The organism is Streptomyces sp. NPDC055140 (assembly GCF_053607285.1).
This window is the reverse complement of record NZ_JBSGTG010000014.1, coordinates 177,564-197,816: the sequence shown is the minus strand read 5'-3', so window position 1 is coordinate 197,816 and position 20,253 is coordinate 177,564. Positions and strand designations below refer to the sequence as shown.

Here is a 20,253-nt window from a genome sequence, read left to right as displayed (position 1 = left end):
CACACGGGAGACGAGCAGCGTGACCACGACGTCCGGCGACGACATGCTCGGCCGGGGCCTGCGACTCCTCACCGTGCTGGCCGACCATCCCGCGGGCCTGGGGGTGAGCGCCGCGGCCCGGGCCGCGGCGCTCCCGGTCAGCAGCGCCCACCGGCTCCTCGGCCGGCTCGCCGCCGAACGGTTCGTGGCGTACGACGAGGACACCCGGCGCTACGCGCTGGGCGCCCGGGTGCTCGAACTGTCGCGGGGATTCCAGCGCTCACCGGCCGGCTACTCCGCGGCGGCGGCGCCGATGCGCCGGCTCGCCGACCGCACGGGCCTGCCCGCCATCGCGGGCATCCTCTACGACACGGACGTGCTGCTCGTCCTCACCGCGCAGGGCACGCAGCACCTTCAGCTGCGCAGCGCGGAGGGCACCCGTAACGCCTGGCACGCGACCTCGCTCGGCAAGGTCCTCGTCGCGGGCCTGCCCGAGCGCGAGCGCGACGAGCTGCTCGCGGCCGACCTGAGCGCGGTCACCGCCCGCACGGTGACCGACCCGGCGGCGGTCCGCGAGGAGCTCGACGCCGTGCGCGAGCGTGGCTGGGCCGAGGTCGACGAGGAGAACGAGGTAGGCGTCCGGTCGATCGCCGTCGCCGTGCCCCCGCCGCACGGACAGGCGCCGCGCCTCGCCGTCTCGCTCGGCGCGGCCGTCGCCCTGACCGGCGCCGACGAACTGCGCGCGCACGTCCCGGCCCTGCGCGCGTGCGCGGAGGACATCGCGGCGCACATGGACCACTGAGCGGGTCCGCGGGTGTGACGGCCGCCGCCCGGTGACATGGATCCCGGGGAGGGTGGCCACCGGGCCCCTCCACACCGCTCCCGGGAGGAACGCACGATGACCGAGCTGATGAAGGCCGTCCAGTACCGCACGGTGGGTGCCGCTCCCGAAGTCGTGCAGATCCCCGTGCCCGCCCCCGGTCCCGGCGAGGTGCTGCTGCGGATGACGGCGGCCGGTGTCTGCCACTCCGACATCGCCGTGATGAGCCGGCCCGCCGAGCAGCTGGGCTTCCCGCTGCCGCTCACGCTCGGCCACGAGGGCGTCGGCACGGTCGCGGCGGTGGGTGACGGGGTGGTGGCCGTCGAGGTCGGCGACGCGGTCGCCGTCTACGGGCCGTGGGGCTGCGGCACCTGCGCCAAGTGCGCGGAGGGCAAGGAGAACTACTGTCTGCGCGCCAAGGAACTCGGCATCTACCCGCCCGGCCTCGGCGCGCCCGGCGCCATGGCCGAGTACCTGGTCGTGGACAGTCCCCGGCATCTCGTGCCGCTCGGCGGCCTCGACCCGGTGCAGGCGGTGCCGCTGACCGACGCCGGCCTGACGCCGTACCACGCGATCAAGCGTTCGCTGCCGAAGCTGGTGCCGGGGTCGACGGCTGTCGTGATCGGCACGGGCGGGCTCGGGCACGTCGCGATCCAGCTCCTGCGCGCGCTGTCCCCGGCCTGGGTGATCGCGCTCGACGTGAACGAGGAGAAGCTGGCGCTCGCCCGCGAGGTGGGCGCCCATGAGGCGATCCTGTCGGACGCCGAATCCGTGGCTGTCGTCAGGGAGTTGACCGGCGGCAAGGGCGCCGAGGCAGTCTTCGACTTCGTCGGCGCCACGCCCACGGTGGCCACGGCGGGCGGCTGTGTGGCGGTCGAGGGCGATGTCACCATCGTCGGCCTCGGCGGCGGCAGCCTCGCGGTCGGCTTCGGCACCACACCGTACGAGGCATCGGTGACGGCGCCGTACTGGGGCAGCCGCAGCGAACTGATGGAGGTGCTCGACCTGGCGCGGGCCGGGGTCATCTCCGTGCACGTGGAGACGTACGGCATCGACGACGCGCCCACCGCCTACCAGCGGCTGCACGACGGGACCGTGCGCGGACGCGCGGTGATCCTGCCGCAGGAGTAGCCGGCCCGTCGCATCGGGGTGCGGGCGTGCCCTTCGGGCTCGACGCCGGGGGTCCGTCGGCCTGGATGGACGGACTCCGCCCTAGTGGGGCAGGACCGCCAGGCCGTCCAGTTCCACCAGAGCTTGCTCGTCCCACAGCCGGGTCGTGCCGATCACCGCCATCGCCGGGTAGTCCCGGCCCGCCGACTCGCGCCAGATTCGGCCGAGTTCGCGGGCGTGGGTGCGGTAGTCGGCGATGTCGGTGGCGTAGACGGTGACGCGGGCGAGGGTGTCGGGGGTGCCTCCCGCGTGGCGCAGGGCGGTGAGGAGGTTGGTCAGTGCCCGCTCGAACTGCTCCGGGAGCGTGTCGCCGGTGATCTTGCCGTCCGCGTCGAGGGCGGTCTGGCCGGCGAGGAAGACGAGGCGGCCGCCGGTGGCGGTGACGGCGTGCGAGAAGCCGGTGGGCGGAGAGAGTTCGGGTGGGTTGATCCGCTCGATGCCGCTCACGCGTACAACTCCTTTGCGATGATGGCGCGTTGGACCTCGCTCGCCCCTTCGTAGATGCGGGGGGCCCGCACCTCGCGGTAGAGGTGTTCGAGGAGGTGGCCGCGTTGCAGGGCGCGGGCGCCGTGCAGCTGGACGGCGGTGTCGACGACGTGCTGGGCGGTCTCGGTGGCGAGGAGCTTCGCCATCGCGGCGCGCTGCGGCACGTCGGGGGCTCCCGCGTCGTAGGCCGCCGCGGCCGCGTAGACCATGAGGCGGGCCGCCTCGGTGCGCAGGGCGAGATCGGCCACCTGGTGCGCGACCGTCTGGAGGTCCTTCAGCTTGCCGCCGAACGCGTCGCGCCGGGCGGTGTGGGCGAGCGTCGCGTCGAGCGCGGCCTGCGCCATGCCGACGGCGAAGGCGCCGACGCTCGGGCGGAAGAGGTTCAGGGTGGTCATGGCGACGCGGAAGCCGCGGTCCGGTTCGCCGAGCACGTCGTCGGCGGTGACCGGGACCGCGTCGAAGTCGAGGGAGCCGATGGGGTGCGGCGACAGCATGTCGAGGGGGGTGCCGGTGAGTCCGGGGCGGTCGGCGGGGACCAGGAAGGCGGTGACTCCGCGCGCTCCGGCGTCCGGGGCCGTACGGGCGAAGACGGTGTAGAAGTCGGCCTCGGGGGCGTTCGAGATCCAGGTCTTCTCGCCGATGAGGCACCAGCCTCCGGTGCCGTCGGGCTCGGCGCGCAGTGCGAGGGCCGCGGCGTCGGAGCCCGCGCCCGGCTCGCTCAGCGCGAAGGCCGCGACGGCGGTGCCTTCGCTGACGCGCGGCAGCCAGTGTGCGCGCTGGGCGTCGGTGCCGTACGCGTGCACGGGGTGCGCGCCGAGCCCCTGGAGGGCGAGCGCTGTCTCGGCCTCCGTGCAGGCGCGGGCGAGGGACTCGCGCATCAGGCACAGGTCGAGGGCGCCGGAGCGGAACAGCCGCTCCAGGAGGCCGAGCCGGCCGAGCTCGGCGACGAGCGGCCGGTTCACCTTCCCCGGCTCGCCCTTCTCGGCGAGGGGTGCGAGCCGCTCGGCGGCGAGCGCGCGCAGTTCGGCACACCAGGCGGTCTGCGCTGGATCAAGCGAGAATGACGGAGCTGCGGACTTTGCGGTCATCTGTCGGCGCCTCCCGGTTCGCCGGCGGCTCAGGCCGGCCCCGTCACGGTATCGCGGACCGTTGACTGTCGTCACCATCACGATACGCTCGTTCCGCGAGCCCACCACAAGCAGGGTCATTCGTTCCTAGGGGGCGCACGGCCATGACAGACGCTCCGCCACAGCACACGTCGGCCCACGTCGACACCTTCGCGCGCGACCATCTCCCGCCGCCCGAACTCTGGCCCGACCTCGTCTTCGACCTCCCCGAACTGCGCTATCCGCAGCAACTGAACTGCGGGGCCGAGCTGCTCGACCGCACCGTCGAACGGTTCGGCCCCGACCGTCCCGCGTTCCGCACGGGCGACGGGGAGGTGTGGACATACGGGGAGCTGCTGCGCCGCGTCGACCGGATCGCGCATCTGCTCAGCGGCGAGCTGGGCGTGCGGCCGGGGAACCGGGTGCTGCTGCGCGGCCCCACCACGCCCTGGCTCGCGGCCTGTTGGCTGGCCGTGATGAAGGCGGGCGCGGTCGCCGTCACCGTGCTCGCACAGGCGCGGGCGCAGGAGCTGGCGACGGTCTGCTCCATCGCCCGGGTCACGCACGCGCTCTGCGACGCCAGGACCATGGACGACCTGGTGAAGGCCGAGGTACCCGGGCTGCGCGTCACGCCCTTCGGCGGCGAAGGGCCCGACGACCTCCTGAAGCGTGGCGCCGGGCTGCCCGAGACGTACGAGGCCGTGGCGACCGCCGCCGACGACGTCGCCCTGATCGCGTTCACGTCGGGCACGACCGGGCGCCCCAAGGGCTGCATGCACTTCCACCGGGACGTCCTCGCCATCGCGGACACCTTCGCGCGCCATGTCCTGCGGCCGACGCCGGACGACGTGTTCGCGGGGAGCCCGCCGCTCGGCTTCACGTTCGGGCTCGGCGGGCTCGTCATCTTCCCGCTGCGGGCCGGCGCCTCGTCGCTGCTGCTCGAACAGGCGGGGCCGAGGCAGCTTCTGCCCGCGATCGCCGAACACGGGGTGTCCGTCCTGTTCACCGCGCCGACCGCGTACCGAGCGCTCCTCGACGGCACCGACAGGCACGCTCTCTCGTCGCTGCGCCGGTGCGTATCCGCGGGCGAGAACCTGCCGGCCTCGACCTGGAGGGCCTGGCACGAGGCGACGGGGATCCGCATCATCAACGGCATCGGCGCCACGGAACTCCTGCACATCTTCATCTCCGCCGCCGACGACGCGATCCGCCCTGGGACGACGGGTGTGCCCGTGCCCGGGTGGCAGGCGCGCGTGGTCGACGCCGCGGGGTCCGAAGTGCCGGACGGGGAACCGGGGTTGCTCGCCGTGCGCGGCCCGGTCGGCTGCCGCTATCTCGCCGACGAGCGGCAGACGACGTACGTCCGCGACGGCTGGAACGTCACCGGGGACACGTATGTCCGCGAGCCCGACGGCTACTTCCGGTACGTCGCCCGCGCCGACGACATGATCATTTCGGCGGGGTACAACATCGCGGGGCCCGAGGTCGAGGACGCGCTGCTGCGCCACCCGGACGTCGCGGAGACCGCGGTGGTGGGCCGCCCCGACGACGAGCGCGGGCAGATAGCGGTCGCCTATGTCGTACTGCGCGAGGGCGCCCGCCGGGACCCGGACGCGCTGCGGGCGTTCGTGAGGGCCGAGCTGGTGCCGTACAAGTGCCCGCGCGAGATCGTCTTCCTGGATGCCCTGCCGCGCACGGCGACCGGGAAGCTCCAGCGGTTCCGGCTGCGCTCCGCCGGCGATCTAGAGTGACCACGTGTCCGAGCTGCACACTCCCCGGTCCCTGATCGTCACCCTCTACGGCGCCTACGGGCGCGGCTTCCCCGGCCCCGTGCCCGTCGCCGAGCTGATCCGCCTCCTCGGCGCGGTCGGCGTCGACGCGCCCGCCGTGCGGTCCTGCGTGTCCCGCCTCAAGCGGCGCGGGCTGCTCCTGCCGGAGCGCACGGGGTCGGGCGCCGCCGGGTACGCGCTGTCGCCGGCCGCGCGTCAGCTCCTTGACGACGGCGACCGGCGCATCTACGGGGCGCCGGCCGGCGACGCGGACGGCTGGGTGCTCGCGGTGTTCTCCGTGCCGGAGGCCGAGCGCGCCAAGCGGCACGTCCTGCGCTCAAGGCTGGCCGGGCTCGGCTTCGGCTCGGCGGCGCCCGGCGTGTGGATCGCCCCGGCGGGCCTGCACGAGGAGACCCGGCACACCCTGGAACGCCTCGGGCTCTCCCCGTACGTCGATCTGTTCCGCGGCGAGCACCTGGGATTCGCGGCGACGGCCGACGCGGTCGCGCGCTGGTGGGACCTGGACCGTCTCGCCGCGCTGCACGAGGCGTTCCTCGACGAGCACGCGCCGGTGCTCGCCGCCTGGCAGGCCCGCTCCCCAGGCGACGCCGCGCCGGACCAGGCGTACCGGGACTACCTCCTCGCCCTCGACTCCTGGCGCCATCTGCCGTATGCCGACCCGGGACTGCCCGTCGGGCTGCTGCCGGCGCGGTGGCCGGGCACGCGGTCGGCGAGCGTGTTCCGGGCGCTGCACGAGCGGCTGCGGGACGCGGGGGCGGCGTTCACCACCCTCAACCACCCAGCGTGAGGCGGGGCTTGGGAGCGTCGAGCCGTCCGGTCTGGGGCGGCCGGCTGCCCGCCTCGTAAGGCTTCGGCCAGGCGACACCGGGACCCGCGTAGCTCTGTTCGGCCGCCGCATGCAGGGTCCAGTGCGGGTCGTAGAGGTGGGGACGGGCCAGGGCGCACAGGTCGGTGCGCCCGGCCAGGATCAGCGAGTTGACGTCGTCCCACGAGGAGATCGCACCGACCGAGATCACCGGTATGCCGGTCTCGTTGCGGATCCGGTCCGCGAACGGCACTTGGTAGGAGCGTCCGTACGCGGGTTTCTCGTCGGCGACGACCTGTCCGGTCGACACGTCGATCGCGTCGGCGCCGTGCGCCGCGAAGGCGCGGGCGATCTCCACGGCGTCGTCCGCGTCCGTGCCGCCGTCCGCCCAGTCGGTGGCGGAGATCCGGACGGTCATGGGGCGGTCGCCGGGCCACACTTCGCGTACGGCGTCGAAGACTTCGAGGGGGAAGCGCAGCCGGTTCTTGAGTGAGCCGCCGTACGCGTCCGTCCGGTGATTGCTCAGCGGCGAGAGGAAGCCGGACAGCAGATAGCCGTGGGCGCAGTGCAGTTCGAGGAGGTCGAAGCCGACGTCGGCGGCGCGCAGGGCGGCGGACATGAACTGCTCGCGGACATCGGCGAGTTCGCCGGTCGTCAGCTCGTGCGGAGTCTGGTTGCCCGGCTTGTAGGGGAGGGGGGACGCGGCGACCAGCGGCCAGTTCCCCTCCGGGAGCGGTTCGTCGATGCCTTCCCACATCAGCTTCGTGGAGCCCTTGCGTCCGGAGTGCCCGAGCTGGACGCCGACCGCCGTGCCGGGGGCCTGGGTGTGCGCGAACTCGGTGATGCGGCGCCAGGCCGTGGCCTGTTCCGGCGTGTAGAGACCGGCGCAGCCCGGGGTGATGCGGCCCTCGGGGCTGACGCACACCATCTCGGTCATGACGAGTCCGGCGCCGCCGAGGGCCCGCGCGCCGAGGTGGACGAGGTGGAAGTCGCCCGGGACGCCTGCCTGGGCCGAGTACATGTCCATGGGCGAGACGACGACGCGGTTGCGCAGGGTCAGATCGCGCAGGCGCAGCGGCGTGAACATGGGGGGTGTACCGGGCGGGCAGCCGAAGTCGCGTTCGACGGCCTCGGTGAAGCGGGGGTCGCGCAGTCGCAGGTTGTCGTGCGTGACGCGGCGGCTGCGGGTGAGGAGGTTGAACGCGAACTGGCGTGCCGGCTGGTCGAGATAGAGGCCGATGTTCTCGAACCACTCCAGGCTGGCGCGGGCCGCGCGCTGGGTGGAGGCGACGACGGGCCGCCGCTCCGCCTCGTACGCGGCGAGCGCCTCGGCCGTGGTGGGCTGCTCCTGGAGGCAGGCGGCGAGCGCGAGGGCGTCCTCGACGGCGAGCTTGGTGCCGGAGCCGATGGAGAAGTGCGCGGTGTGCGCGGAGTCGCCGACGAGAACGATGTTCCCGTGCGACCACTTCTCGTTCACGACCGTGCGGAAGGCCGTCCAGGCGGATTTGTTCGACCTCAGGCCACGGCCGCCGAGTGCCTCGGCGAAGATCTTGGCGCAGCGCTCGACGGACTCGCGCACGTCGGGCTCGTCGAACCCGGCCGCCCGCCAGACCTCCTCGCGCATCTCGACGATGACGGTGCTGTCGCCCCCCGTATAGGGGTATCCGTGCAGCTGCATGACGCCGTGCTCGGTCTCGGCGATCTCGAAGCGGAACGCGTCGAAGGCGAAGTCGGCGGCGAGCCAGATGTAGCGGCAGCGGTGCTCCTCGACGCGCGGCCGGAACACGTCGGCGTGGGCCTCACGGGTCGCGCTGCGCACTCCGTCGGCGGCGACTACGAGGTCGTGGTCGCGGGCGAGGTCGGCTGCCGACGGGGCTTCCGAGCGGAAGCGGAGGTTCACGCCGAGCTGCCGGCAGCGCTCGTGGAGGATTTCGAGGAGCCTGCGGCGGCCGAGCGCGGCGAAGCCGTGGCCGCCCGAGGTGTAGCGGGTGCCGCGGTGCACGACGTCGATGTCGTCCCAGCGCACGAACTCCTCCTGGAGCGCGGCGTGGACGACGGGGTCGGCGTGCTCGATGCCGCCGAGCGTCTCGTCGGACAGGACGACGCCGAACCCGAAGGTGTCGTCGGGGGCGTTGCGCTCCCAGACGGTGATGTCGCGGCGCGGGTCGAGCCGCTTGAGGAGGGCGGCGGCGTACAGGCCGCCGGGTCCGCCGCCGATGACCGCCACTCGCAGGGGTTCCATGGTCACCGCCCCTGCCACTTGGGCGCGCGTTTCTCCGTGAAGGCCGCGTGGAACTCGGCGTAGTCCTCGCCGTTCATGAGGAGGGCCTGGGTCGCGGCGTCCATTTCGACGGCGGCGGCCAGCGGCATGTCGAGTTCGGCGGTGAGCAGGGCCTTGGTCTGGGCGTACGCGAGGGCGGGACCCTCGGCGAGGCGGCGGGCCAGAGCCTGCGCGGCCTCGTCGACCTGGCCCTCGTCGGTCAGCTCGCTGATCAGGCCGATGCGCTCGGCCTCGGGGGCGCGCACCGGCTCGCCCAGCATGAGCAGGCGCGTCGCGTGGCCGAGGCCGACGACGCGGGGCAGCAGATACGCGGCGCCCATGTCGCCGCCGGACAGGCCGACGCGGGTGAAGAGGAACGCGAAGCGGGCGCTCGGGTCTGCGATGCGGAAGTCGGCGGCGAGTGCGAGGACGGCGCCCGCTCCCGCAGCGACCCCGTGCACGGCGGCGATCACCGGGAAGGGGCACTCGCGCACGGCCCGTACGACCTGGCCGGTCATCCGGTTGAAGTCGAGGAGCTGGGCCGTGTCCATGGCGAGGGTGGCGCCGATGATCTCGTCCACGTCACCGCCGGAGCAGAATCCGCGGCCCTCGCCGGCCAGGACGAGGGCGCGTACGGAGCGCTCGCGGGACAACTCGGCGAGCAGGTCGCGCAGGTCGGCGTAGGCGCCGAAGGTGAGCGCGTTGAGCTTGTCGGGGCGGGCCAGGGTGACGGTGGCGACCCCGTCGTCGACGGCGTACCTCAGATGCCGCCAGTCGTCGGTGCGGGGCGCGGAGCCGGTGAAGGGACTCATGGCGGTGCGGCCTCCTCGGGCGGGGGCGGCGGACGGTTCGGCGCGCCTGCGTCAGGCACGTCACTCCATGAAGTTATCACCGCTTCGTGACTTCCGTCACGAGTACGCGATACGCGATCCTGGTGGCAGGCGTTCAGCCCGGGTAGGGAGCGCGTATGAGACAAGTGACGAACGTCCCGAAGAAAGGGCGTCGGGCGGCTCTGTCCAGCGACGCCTTACCATTCGTATGGTTGAAAGCAGGACAGCTCCCCCGCTGTCAGCCCCTGTCACCCCCTGTCAGGACACCTGCACCCTGAACGGACCCGCCGTGCCCACACCGCCTGCCCCCACCTCCTGGCGTATCGCACTGCCGCACACCGCGGCCGCGGTGCCGGTCGCGCGTGCCCTGGTGCGCACGGCCCTGGCGGAGATCGAGTCACCCGTCGCCGACAGCGACACGGCGGAGCTGCTCACGGCCGAGCTGGTGGCGAACGCCGTCGAGCACACGGCGGGGGCGGGCCCCATCGAGCTGGTGGTGGAGCTGCTGGCGTCGGGCTGTCAGGTCGAGGTGCACGACGGGGACCCGGCGCCGCCCGGCGATCTGACCCTGCCCGGTCCGGCCGAGGAGCCGGACCCATGGCAGGAGCACGGGCGCGGCCTCCTGCTCATCCGCACCCTGAGCTCGTCCTGCGGACATCGCCCCACCGCGTCCGGCAAGGCGGTCTGGTTCACCCTTCCCGCGGTGCCGGCGCAGCGGAGGAGCCCGGAGTAGTACGCGCCTCCCCTGCCGGGGCGGACCTCAGGCCAGCGTGGCGACCATGATCGCCTTGATGGTGTGCAGCCGGTTCTCGGCCTCGTCGAAGACGACCGAGTGCGCCGACTCGAAGACCTCGTCCGTGACCTCCAGCGAGTCCAGGCCGTACGTCTCGTGGATCTCGCGCCCGACCTTGGTGCCCAGGTCGTGGAAGGCCGGCAGGCAGTGCAGGAACTTGACGTCCGCGTTCCCCGTGGCACGCAGGACGTCCATCGTCACGGCGTACGGCGCGAGAGCGGCTATGCGCTCGGCCCACACGTCCTTGGGCTCCCCCATGGAGACCCAGACGTCGGTGACCACGAAGTCGGCGCCCGAGACGCCCTCGGGGACGTCCTCGGTGAGCGTGATGCGGGCGCCGCTCGTCTCGGCGAGCTTGCGGGCCTGCGCCACGACCTCCTCGGCCGGCCAGTACTCACGCGGCGCCACGATGCGGACGTCCATGCCGAGCAGCGCGCCGGTCACCAGGTACGAGTTGCCCATGTTGAAGCGGGCGTCACCGAGATAGGCGAAGGCGATCCGGTCGAGCGGCCTGCTGCAGTGCTCGACCATCGTGAGCACGTCGGCGAGCATCTGCGTGGGGTGCCAGTCGTCGGTCAGGCCGTTGTAGACCGGCACGCCCGCGTATGCGGCGAGCTCCTCGACACCGGACTGGCTGTCCCCGCGGTACTCGATGGCGTCGAACATCCGGCCGAGGACGCGGGCGGTGTCCCGCACGGACTCCTTGTGGCCGATCTGCGAGCCGGACGGGTCCAGGTAGGTCGTGGAAGCGCCCTGGTCGGCCGCGGCGACCTCGAAGGCGCAGCGCGTACGGGTGGAGGTCTTCTCGAAGATCAGCGCGATGTTCCGGCCCGCGAGGTGACGCGTCTCCGTCCCCGCCTTCTTGGCCGCCTTCAGCTCGGCGGCGAGGTCGATCAGGCCGCGGAACTCCTCGGCGGTGAAGTCCACCTCTTTGAGGAAGTGGCGGCCGGTGAGGTCAGGACGGACTGTCGCCATGGGGCGCTCCTGGGGTACGCGTAAGGGCTAGGACATCAGAGATGCTGGAAGTCTATACGATGCTCCACATTTCTATACAGTGCCAGGTTTCGGGGTCCACCGCTCTATACAGGGTCCCTCTCGACCGGGCAGCTCATGCAGCGCGGGCCACCCCTCCCCCGCCCCAGCTCACTGCCCAGGATCTCTATGACCTCGATGCCCTGCTTGCGGAGATAGGTGTTCGTCGTCGCGTTGCGCTCGTAGGCGACGACCACGCCCGGCTCCACGGCCAGCACGTTGCACCCGTCGTCCCACTGCTCCCGCTCGGCCGCGTGCACGTCCTGCGTGGCGGTCAGGACCCGGATCTCACTGAGGCCGAGTGCCGCCGCGATGGCCCGGTGCATGTGCTCCGGCGGATGGTCGGTGACCTTCAACTCCCGCTCCCCCACGCCCGGTTCGATGGTGTACGAGCGCAGCATGCCGAGCCCCGCGTACTGCGTGAACGTGTCGCCGTCGACCATCGTCATCACGGTGTCGAGGTGCATGAACGCCCGCCGCTTCGGCATGTCGAGCGCCACGATCGTCTGCGCGGAGCCGGCCGCGAACAGCTTGTGCGCCAGCATCTCGACGGCCTGCGGAGTAGTGCGCTCGCTCATCCCGATGAGGACGGCGCCCTGCCCGATCACCAGGACGTCGCCGCCCTCGATCGTGGACGGGTAGTCGGCCTGCCCCTCCGACCACAGGTGGAAGCCCGAGTCCCGGAACAGCGGATGGTGCCGGTAGATCGCCTCGAAGTGGACGGTCTCGCGCTGCCGGGCGGGCCAGCGCATCGCGTTGATGGAGACGCCGTCGTAGATCCAGGCCGAGGTGTCGCGGGTGAACAGGTGGTTGGGCAGCGGGCCGAGCAGGAAGTCGTCGAGGTCCATCGCGTGGAAGCGGACCGACGTCGGCTCGGGGTGCCGGTCGAGGAACTCCCGCTTGGTCATGCCGCCGACCAGCGCCTCGGCCAGGTCCGTGGCCGGCATCGTCTCGAAGGCGGCCCTGAGGTGGTCGGTGGCGAGCGGCCCGTACTCCTTCTCGTCGAAGACCCGGTCGAGGACGAGGGACCTGGCGTCCCCGATGGCGAGCGCCTCGGTGAGCAGGTCGCCGAAGAGGTGCACGGTCACGCCGCGGTCGCGCAGCACGTCGGCGAACCCGTCGTGCTCCTGCCGCGCGCGGCGCACCCACAGCACGTCGTCGAAGAGCAACGCGTCCTTGTTGCTCGGCGTGAGCCGTTTGAGCTCCAGATCGGGGCGGTGCAGGATGACGCGGCGCAGCCGCCCGGCCTCGGAGTCGACGTGGAATCCCATGGATCCATCTTTCCCCGGCCAAAGGGCCCGCGCCCGTGCAATCAAGGAGCTGGGTGGCGGCTCACATCAGCGCTCTCACAGCCTCGGGTCGACCGGCTCCGACTCGAGCGCGAGGACCGCGAACACCGCCTCGTGGACCCGCCACAGCGGCTCCCCGTCCGCGAGCCGGTCCAGCGCCTCGAGACCGAGCGCGTACTCGCGGATCGCGAGCGAGCGCTTGTGCCCGAGGAAGCGGCCGCGCAGGCGTTCCAGGTGGTCGGGGCGCGTGTACTCGGGACCGTAGATGATCCGCAGGTACTCGCGGCCGCGGCACTTGATGCCGGGCTGTACGAGCCGGCCCTTGCCGTCGCGTGTGAGCGCCTCGACCGGCTTGACGACCATGCCCTCACCGCCGCGCCCGGTCATCTCCAGCCACCAGTCGACACCGGCGCTCACGGACGCCTCGTCACCGGTGTCCACGAAGAGCCGCCGGGTGGTCTGCAGGAGCCCCGAGCCGTCGTGCTCGACCATCCGGTCGATGAGCGCGAGCTGCTCGTCGTGCGGCAGCGCGGCCAGCGACCTGCCCTGCACGGCCAGGATCTGGAACGGCGCGAGCCGCACCCCGTCGAGCCCGTCCGTCGTCCAGCAGTAGCGCCGGTAGGCGTCCGTGAACGCGGCCGCGTCGGCGGCCCGTTCACGCTGCCTGCCGAGCAGTTCGCCCACCTCGACACCCCGCGCCGCCGCCGCTTCCAGACCGGCGATGGCGTCCGGGAACACGGCACCGGACGCGGCGCCCACGGCGGCGTACTGCGAGCGCAGCAGGCCCGACGCCTTGAGCGACCAGGGCATGAGCTCGGTGTCGAGCAGCAGCCAGTCCGTGTCGAGCTCGTCCCACAGCCCCGCGTCCGTGACGGCGGCGCGCACCCGGCCGAGGATCTCCTCGGTGACCTGCTCGTCGGCGAAGAAGGACCGTCCGGTACGGGTGTAGAGAGCGCCGGTGGGCCCTTCCGGGACGCCGAAGCGCTCGCGCGCCACGTCCGCGTCCCGGCACACCAGGGCCACGGCCCGCGAGCCCATGTGCTTCTCCTCGCACACGACGCGCCCGACTCCGTCGGCGGCGTACTGGGCGAAGGCCTCGGCGGGGTGCTCCAGGAAGTGTTCATCGGCGGCTCCGCCACGGGCGCCCGCGCCGGAGGCCGCCGTGGGCGCCATGGTCGGCGGCAGGTACGGGACCAGGCGCGGGTCGACGGCGAAGCGGCTCATGACCTCGAGGGCCGCCGCCGCGTTCTCCTCGCGCACGGCGACGCGTCCGGCGTGCCGCGTCTCGACGGACCGCCGTCCGTGCACGTCGGCGAGGTCGAGCGGCCGCCCGTCCTGGCCGCCGGGCGCCTCGGTCCGCAGCGGCCTCGACGGCTCGTACCAGACCTTCTCGGCGGGTACGTCGACCAGTTCACGCTCCGGCCAGCGCAGCGCGGTCAGCTTGCCGCCGAACACGGCGCCGGTGTCGAGGCAGATGGTGTTGTTGAGCCAGGTGGCCTGCGGGACCGGTGTGTGGCCGTAGACGACGGCCGCGCTGCCGCGGTACTCCTCGGCCCACGGGTAACGCACCGGCAGGCCGAACTCGTCGGTCTCGCCGGTCGTGTCCCCGTACAGCGCGTGCGAGCGCACCCGCCCGGACGTGCGCCCGTGGTACTTCTCGGGCAGGCCCGCGTGGCACACGACGAGCTTGCCCCCGTCGAGGACGTAGTGGCTGACGAGGCCGTCGACGAACTCGGCGACCTCCTGCGTGAACTCCTCGCTCTCGCCCGAGAACTGCTCGACGGTCTCGGCGAGGCCGTGCGTGTGCTGGACCTTTCTGCCCTTGAGGTAACGGCCGAACTTGTTCTCGTGGTTCCCGGGCACGCACAGCGCGTGGCCCGACTTGACCATCGCCATGACGCGGCGCAGGACGCCCGGGGAGTCGGGCCCCCGGTCGACGAGGTCGCCGACGAAGACCGCCGTACGGCCCTCGGGGTGCACACCGTCCACGTAGCCGAGCCTGGTGAGCAGCGTCTCCAGCTCAAAGGCGCAGCCGTGGATGTCGCCGATGATGTCGAAGGGACCCGTGAGGTGCGTGAGGTCGTTGAAGCGCTTCTCGCGTACGACCTCGGCGCTGTCGGCCTCCTCGACGCCGCGCAGGATGTGCACCTTGCGGAAGCCCTCGCGCTCCAAGTGGCGCAGGGAACGCCGCAGTTCGCGGGTGTGCCGGGAGATGACGCGGCGGGCCATGCCGGCGCGGTCGGCGCGCTCCGCGTTGCGCGCGGCGCAGACCTCCTCGGGGATGTCGAGGACGATGGCGATGGGCAGCACGTCGTACTGCCGCGCCAGGTCGACCAGCTGCTTGCGGCTCTCCTGCTGGACGTTGGTCGCGTCGACGACGGTGAGCCGCCCGGCCGCGAGGCGCTTGCCCGCGATGTAGTGGAGCACGTCGAAGGCGTCGCGGCTGGCGCTCTGGTCGTTCTCGTCGTCGGCGACGAGCCCTCGGCAGAAGTCGCTGGAGATGATCTCGGTGGGCTTGAAGTGCCGGCGCGCGAACGTCGACTTGCCGGACCCAGAGGCGCCGACGAGGACGACGAGGGACAGGTCGGTGACGGGGAGCGTACGAGCGTGGGAACCGGTGGTGGTCATGCGGCCTTCGCCTCCTTCGGGCTCGGGTCGGTCAGGGTCTGGTCGGTGAGGGTGAAGACGGCCATCTGCGTGGGCGGGCCGACCTCCGGGTCGTCGGGCCCCACGGGCTCGAACTCGACGCCGTAGCCGTGCCGTTCGGCCACCGCGCGCGACCAGGTACGGAACTCCTCGCGGGTCCACTCGAAGCGGTGGTCGCCGTGCCGGACGTGTCCGGCGGGCAGGGTCTCCCAGCGGACGTTGTACTCGACATTCGGCGTCGTCACGAGGACCGTCCTCGGCCGCGCGGAGCCGAACACCGCGTACTCCAGTGCGGGCAGCCGCGGCAGGTCGAGGTGCTCGATGACCTCACTGAGTACCGCCGCGTCGTATCCCTTGAGCCGCTTGTCGGTGTACGCGAGCGAGCCCTGGAGGAGCGTGACGCGGGAGGCCTGGCGCTCCCCCATCCGGTCGATCTTGAGGCGCCGGGCGGCGATCGTCAGGGCCCGCATCGACACGTCGACACCCACGACCTCGGTGAACCGGGTGTCCTTGAGCAGCTCGTGCACCAACTGGCCCTGTCCGCATCCCAGGTCGAGCACCCGCCCGGCCCCGGCGGTCCTGAGCGCGGCGGTGATGGCGTCGCGCCGCTGAACGGCCAGCGGTACGGGCTGCTCCTCGGTGTCCGTCGCCTCGTCGACCGCGTTGTCGATGTCCTCCACGTCGGTGTCGTCCGCGTCGGCGAGCCGCACCAGCTCCAGGCGTTCCATGGCGCTGCGGGTGAGTGCCCGGCGTCGCGAGAGGTAACGGCTGGTGATCAACATCTGCTCGGGGTGCGTGGGCAGCCAGCCCTCACCCGCCCGGAGGAGCTTGTCGACCTCGTCGGCCGAGACCCAGTAGTGCTTGGCGTCGTCGAGCACGGGCAGCAGCACGTACAGATGCCGCAGCGCTTCGGCGAGGCGCAGGTCGCCCTCCAGGACGAGACGCACATAGCGGGAGTCGCCCCACTCGGGGAACCGCTCGTCGAGCGCGACCGGGTCGGCCGTCACTGTGGCCCAGCCGAGCGGCTCGAAGAGCCGGCGCACCAGCGCCACCCCGCCGCGCGCGGGCGCCGCGGGCACCTCGATACGCAGCGGCATCGGCTGCTCTGCCCGCTCGGGCATGGCCTTGCACTGTCCGCGCAGGGCGCTGGAGAACACATTGCCGATCGCCACGGCGAGCAGGGACGAGGCGGCGTACGGCCGGTCGTTCACATACTGCGCGAGCGCCGCGTCGGGGGCGCCGCCGCGGCCCTTGCCCTTGCCGCGGCGCACGAGCGCGACCGGATCCACCTCCAGGAGCAGCGCCGCGGTGCAACGCTCCGCGGACGCCTCCGGGTAGAGGACGTGCGCGGTTCCGTGCGACGTGGAGAACGCCTGCGCGTTGCCGGGATGCTTGTGCAGCAGAAACCCGAGGTCGGTCGCGGGGCGTTCAGGGGTGCCGGTCGTGCTGATCGTCAGGAACACGCGTCCGAGTATGGTCCGCCAGTACCGCCCCGACCACGCATTTCTTCCCGGGGACGCTGCGGTTCTAAAAGGTCACCAGAAGTGACCGGTGCATGATGGCTGAATGGATCTTCGAGTCTTCACAGAACCGCAGCAAGGCGCCACCTACGAGACGCTTCTCCGCGTGGCGAAGGCCGCTGAAGACCTCAGTTATGGAGCGTTTTTCCGGTCTGACCATTACTTGCACATGGGCTCCGCCGACGGGCTCCCCGGCCCCACCGATGCCTGGATCACGCTGGCCGGCCTCGCCCGCGAGACGAAACGGATCCGCCTGGGCACACTGATGACCGCCGGCACCTTCCGCCTCCCCGGCGTCCTCGCGATCCAGGTCGCGCAGGTCGACCAGATGTCGGGCGGACGCGTGGAGTTGGGCCTCGGCTCCGGCTGGTACGGAGCGGAGCACGAGGCTTACGGCATCCCCTTCCCGAAGGAGAAGTTCGGCCGCCTCGAGGAGCAACTCGCCATCGTCACGGGCCTGTGGAGCACGCCCGTCGGCGAACGCTTCGACTTCAACGGCACGTACTACCAGCTGAAGGACTCCCCCGCGCTGCCGAAGCCGGCGCAGAACAAGGTGCCGGTCCTGATCGGCGGGCACGGCGCCAAGCGGACCCCGGCGCTCGCCGCGCAGTACGCCGACGAGTTCAACATCCCGTTCGCGTCGCTCACCGACACGAAGCAGCAGTTCAAGCGGGTCCGTGCGGTGGCGGAGGACCACGGCCGGAGCGCCGGCAGCCTCGTCTACTCCAACGCCCTGGTGGCGTGCGTCGGGAAGACCGACGCCGACGTCAGGCGTCGCGCCGCCATCATCGGCCGCGATGTGGACGAGCTGAAGGCGAACGGGCTCGCCGGCTCGCCGGCCGAGGTCGTCGAGCGGATCGCCGCGTACCAGGCCGTCGGCTCGCAGCGGATGTATCTCCAGATGCTCGACCTGGACGACCTGGACCACTTGGAGCTGATCGCCACCGAGGTGATGCCCCAGCTTTCCTAGACCACGCACCTCCTGGCTTCCTGAGCGGCTTCACGGCTGAGCGTCAACTCCGCTGGTCCCGCCACTCCGGCCCCGCCCCTGTCGGGTGAATATCCGTCAACCGGGCACGTGGCCGGGGCGCACGCCAGTGACCCGTCCACGCGAGTGATCGTTGGCTCGGGCGGAGCCGGACCGCCCGGCACCCGCACCGGCGGCTGGCGCTGCCGGGCGAGGCTTGCGTCAACTGCCCTCCCCCGCGGGGAGGGCGAGGGCCGAGGAGGCCGTCATGTCCCAGAAAGCCATGTCCGAGCAGGTCGTGCACGAACCGGCCGTACTGGATCAGATGGGCGCACCCAAGGGTCTGATCCAGCAGATGGAAGAGCTGATGGCCGCGCTCAACGCGGATCTGTCGCAACTCGACACCGACCTTCAGCAGTCCACCGGACTCGACACCCCGTCCGCCGACGGGGGCCACCGCCTCTGACCTCGCCGGGGGCGCGTCGCACCGATGCCGGTGCGCCCCCGAAGCCCGCTGCCGTCGCAGCCGCAGCCGTACCAAGTGGCGGCCCCTACGCCGCCGAGTCCGGCTCCGACATGGTGTCGTGACGCAGCCCGAGTCGGCGGATTATCTCGAGGACCCTGTCCCGTGATTCGTCGGCGGCGTCGATGGCGTCCATGCAGTGCCAGTAGGCCCCCTCCTCCTCCGCCTCGCTGGCTATGCCCACCAGGGCGATCCCCACTTCCCCGAGCAGCGCGGCCAGACCGATCAGTGCCTTGTGCGCCTCCGGCAGCTCCGTGAGCTGCGCCGCCCGTATGCCGCCCGACCCGATGACCGGGATCGCCGAGCCCGAACAGCCTCTGCCGCCCGCCTCGCTCAGTCCGAGCGCCTCGCCCCTCAGCTCCGGCGGGCCCTCTCTCGCCAGCCTGTTCCCCATGGCCTGTGCGAGGGCCTGGGCCTGCCATGCCTCCCGCGTGATGGCCGGCGCGTCCTGGCTCTCCGCCAGGGCCCGTCGGCTCGCCCTGATGAGTCGCACCGCGTCCATGCGCCGCCCCCGTCCCGAACTCCCTTGTCCACTACCCAGAGTGAGGGTCCGAGTGGCGAAAAGCCAGAGGACGACCGAAATCTGTGGACACGGAGTCCAATGTTGATAATTCCGTGACTCCATAGAGTGACAAGACCGGTCATGCGGCCCAACCAGCCGGCCTCAGCCCTCCCCAGGCACCGGAAACCGGTGCTCGTTGCGGTCGATCTTCGCCGACAGGGCCGCCAGCGCGTCGATCCCGAGCACCTCGCACAGTTGCAGCAGATACGCGAGGACGTCCGCGACCTCATCGCGCACCCGGTGCGCCGTGTCCGGGTCCGTCATCACGCCGGCCGACTCCTCCGGGGTCAACCACTGGAAGATCTCGACCAGTTCGGACGCCTCCACGCTCAGCGCGGCCACCAGGTTCTTCGGCGTGTGGTACTGCTCCCAGTTCCTGGCCGCCGCGAATCGGGCCAGCCGGCGCTGCAGCCCCGCCACATCAAGTTCTGTCACGGCCCCAGGTCTACCACCGCCGCGCCGTGCTCCCGTGCCGCCCACGTCCCGTCGCCGACCGCCCCCGCGAGCCGGATGTGCCCGCGCCCGCACATCCGCACCGCGAGCGCCGTCAGCTCCCGCAGCTGCCGCGGGTCGAGGCTGCGGTCGAGGCCGTCGGCGAGGACGGTGAGCGTCTGGTACGCCTCGGGGACCTCTGCCGCCGGGTCCACCGCGAGCACCCGGGGGCCGGTGAGCAGGACCAGGGCGAGCGCCAGGTACCTCAACTCGCCGTCCCCGAGCCGGTCGACGGGGGTGCGCAGCCCGTCGCCGCGGTCGAGCACGGCCCGTACCGTGCCGTTGCCGAGGTCCTCCGACAGGACGTCGACGACGGGTCCCGCGCAGCCGGCGCGGGCTGCGGCGACGAGCAGCGCGTGCCGGGTGCCGCACTCGGAGCGTGTGCGCCACAGGACGGCGGCGAGGTTGTCGCAGCCGCTCACGAGGCGGTCGGCGGTGACCGGGGCGGGGCGGCGCATGCGGTCGGGCCGGGGGTCGCAGGAGAAGACGGAGCGCAGGGCGACCACGACTTGTTCGGCGGCGGCGATGACGAGCCGCTGGCCTTCCGTCTTGCCCGCGACGCGCAGCGGCAGGAGCGCCGTGCCGAGCAGGTCGTCCGGCAGGGGCGCGCGGGTCACGGGGGTTGCCCCCGCCGTGTGCCAGGCGGCCTGGACGACGCGGCGTCCGGGGTCGCGCAGGGCGGTCTCCAGGAGAGTGCGGCCGTCGCAGGTCAACCGCTCGCCGACGATGCGCAGTTCGGGCTCCGCCTGGATCGCGAGGTCGAGGCGGACCGGGCCGACGGGCCCGGTGACGGTGCAGCCGATGCGGAAGCCGCGGCGTCGTTGCGCGTCGGGGCGGGCCCGGTCGGGGACATAGGCGGACGGGTCGGGGAACACCTCGTCGAGGGCCGCGCCGCCGCCGAGCCGGGCCAGACCCTCGTAGGCCTTCAGGGCACTGGACTTGCCGCTGCCGCTCGGTCCGGCGAAGAGGGTCAGCGGGCCGAGCGGGAAGCCGGCGCCTCGGTGCGCGGCGAAGGCCGAGAGCCGCAGTTCGGTGAGGTTCGGCCGGTCCTGGGGGGCCGGGGGTGCGCCGCCGTCCCGCGCGAGCAAGGTCATGTCCCGGACGGTAGGCGGCGCTCCGCCCGGAGAACCGTTCTTCCGGGCGAGCCTTCCTTCGATCGGGGGACCGGAGGGCCTGGGCCGGG

The 20,253-nt window shown here is 72.2% G+C and carries 18 protein-coding genes; 7 read left to right on the top strand and 11 right to left on the bottom strand.

All coding sequences use genetic code 11. The annotated features are described in order from the left end of the window. The first annotated feature begins 19 nt into the window (after positions 1–19). Together ACWFR4_RS25955 and ACWFR4_RS25950 are read left to right on the top strand one after the other, a co-directional pair. Positions 20–781 (top strand): IclR family transcriptional regulator, encoded by a 762-nt coding sequence (locus ACWFR4_RS25955; RefSeq protein WP_453654758.1) that lies wholly within the window; start codon positions 20–22, stop codon positions 779–781. Between the two features lie 108 nt (positions 782–889). Further along, positions 890–1,930 (top strand): NAD(P)-dependent alcohol dehydrogenase, encoded by a 1,041-nt coding sequence (locus ACWFR4_RS25950; protein ID WP_453654804.1) that lies wholly within the window; start codon positions 890–892, stop codon positions 1,928–1,930. Positions 1,931–2,011: 81 nt separating this feature from the next. Here the strand turns inward: ACWFR4_RS25950 and ACWFR4_RS25945 are convergent, their stop codons facing one another. After that, positions 2,012–2,416 (bottom strand): RidA family protein, encoded by a 405-nt coding sequence (locus ACWFR4_RS25945; protein WP_266558861.1) that lies wholly within the window; start codon positions 2,414–2,416, stop codon positions 2,012–2,014. After that, a complete protein-coding gene (locus ACWFR4_RS25940) occupies positions 2,413–3,543 on the bottom strand; it encodes an acyl-CoA dehydrogenase family protein (protein WP_453458954.1) in 1,131 nt (376 codons plus the stop codon). Before ACWFR4_RS25940 ends, ACWFR4_RS25945 begins: the two co-directional genes overlap by 4 nt. Positions 3,544–3,686: 143 nt before the next feature. Here ACWFR4_RS25940 and ACWFR4_RS25935 point away from each other — a divergent pair, with 143 nt between their 5' ends. Continuing rightward, on the top strand, positions 3,687–5,312 hold the full coding sequence (locus ACWFR4_RS25935) for an AMP-binding protein (protein ID WP_453654756.1): 1,626 nt from the start codon (positions 3,687–3,689) through the stop codon (positions 5,310–5,312). Positions 5,313–5,316: 4 nt separating this feature from the next. Beyond that, positions 5,317–6,138 (top strand): PaaX family transcriptional regulator, encoded by an 822-nt coding sequence (locus tag ACWFR4_RS25930; RefSeq protein WP_453654754.1) that lies wholly within the window; start codon positions 5,317–5,319, stop codon positions 6,136–6,138. Here ACWFR4_RS25930 and ACWFR4_RS25925 read toward each other — a convergent pair. Together ACWFR4_RS25925 and ACWFR4_RS25920 are read right to left on the bottom strand one after the other, a co-directional pair. Next, positions 6,122–8,398, bottom strand: coding sequence for a bifunctional salicylyl-CoA 5-hydroxylase/oxidoreductase (locus ACWFR4_RS25925; RefSeq protein WP_453654752.1), 2,277 nt, complete (start codon positions 8,396–8,398; stop codon positions 6,122–6,124). The two genes, ACWFR4_RS25930 and ACWFR4_RS25925, sit on opposite strands and share 17 nt — an antisense overlap. Positions 8,399–8,400: 2 nt before the next feature. Then, a complete protein-coding gene (locus ACWFR4_RS25920) occupies positions 8,401–9,228 on the bottom strand; it encodes an enoyl-CoA hydratase family protein (RefSeq protein WP_453458941.1) in 828 nt (275 codons plus the stop codon). 226 nt (positions 9,229–9,454) lie between these two features. On the opposite strand from ACWFR4_RS25920, the gene ACWFR4_RS25915 reads away from it, so the two are divergent. Further along, the gene (locus ACWFR4_RS25915) at positions 9,455–9,979 is read left to right on the top strand and encodes an ATP-binding protein (protein ID WP_116508785.1); all 525 of its coding nucleotides are present in this window, start codon (positions 9,455–9,457) and stop codon (positions 9,977–9,979) included. 27 nt (positions 9,980–10,006) lie between these two features. Here ACWFR4_RS25915 and argF read toward each other — a convergent pair whose 3' ends face one another. The 4 genes from argF to ACWFR4_RS25895 form a co-directional block, all read right to left on the bottom strand. After that, positions 10,007–11,014, bottom strand: coding sequence for an ornithine carbamoyltransferase (gene argF, locus ACWFR4_RS25910; RefSeq protein WP_453458939.1), 1,008 nt, complete (start codon positions 11,012–11,014; stop codon positions 10,007–10,009). A gap of 104 nt (positions 11,015–11,118) precedes the next feature. Continuing rightward, complete coding sequence (locus ACWFR4_RS25905) at positions 11,119–12,342, bottom strand: arginine deiminase (protein ID WP_405477726.1); 1,224 nt, start codon at positions 12,340–12,342, stop codon at positions 11,119–11,121. Positions 12,343–12,417: 75 nt separating this feature from the next. Continuing rightward, positions 12,418–14,988 (bottom strand): polynucleotide kinase-phosphatase, encoded by a 2,571-nt coding sequence (locus ACWFR4_RS25900; RefSeq protein WP_453654750.1) that lies wholly within the window; start codon positions 14,986–14,988, stop codon positions 12,418–12,420. Then, on the bottom strand, positions 14,985–16,469 hold the full coding sequence (locus tag ACWFR4_RS25895) for a 3' terminal RNA ribose 2'-O-methyltransferase Hen1 (RefSeq protein ID WP_453458933.1): 1,485 nt from the start codon (positions 16,467–16,469) through the stop codon (positions 14,985–14,987). The genes ACWFR4_RS25900 and ACWFR4_RS25895 overlap by 4 nt, the downstream gene beginning before the upstream one ends. Before the next feature lie 103 nt (positions 16,470–16,572). On the opposite strand from ACWFR4_RS25895, the gene ACWFR4_RS25890 reads away from it, so the two are divergent. Next, positions 16,573–17,496, top strand: a complete 924-nt coding sequence (locus tag ACWFR4_RS25890; protein ID WP_453458931.1) for an LLM class F420-dependent oxidoreductase — start codon at positions 16,573–16,575, stop codon at positions 17,494–17,496. Between the two features lie 265 nt (positions 17,497–17,761). Then, complete coding sequence (locus ACWFR4_RS25885; protein ID WP_453654748.1) at positions 17,762–17,959, top strand: hypothetical protein; 198 nt, start codon at positions 17,762–17,764, stop codon at positions 17,957–17,959. A gap of 85 nt (positions 17,960–18,044) precedes the next feature. Here ACWFR4_RS25885 and ACWFR4_RS25880 read toward each other — a convergent pair whose 3' ends face one another. From ACWFR4_RS25880 to ACWFR4_RS25870, 3 genes are all read right to left on the bottom strand, one after another. Further along, complete coding sequence (locus ACWFR4_RS25880; protein ID WP_453458926.1) at positions 18,045–18,518, bottom strand: DUF6099 family protein; 474 nt, start codon at positions 18,516–18,518, stop codon at positions 18,045–18,047. A 162-nt stretch (positions 18,519–18,680) separates the two neighbouring features. Then, positions 18,681–19,013 carry a nucleotide pyrophosphohydrolase gene (locus ACWFR4_RS25875; protein ID WP_453458924.1) on the bottom strand — a complete coding sequence of 111 codons (333 nt, stop codon included), beginning with the start codon at positions 19,011–19,013 and terminating at the stop codon, positions 18,681–18,683. Beyond that, positions 19,010–20,164, bottom strand: coding sequence for an AAA family ATPase (locus ACWFR4_RS25870; protein ID WP_453458921.1), 1,155 nt, complete (start codon positions 20,162–20,164; stop codon positions 19,010–19,012). The genes ACWFR4_RS25875 and ACWFR4_RS25870 overlap by 4 nt, the downstream gene beginning before the upstream one ends. Between the last annotated feature and the right edge of the window lie 89 nt (positions 20,165–20,253).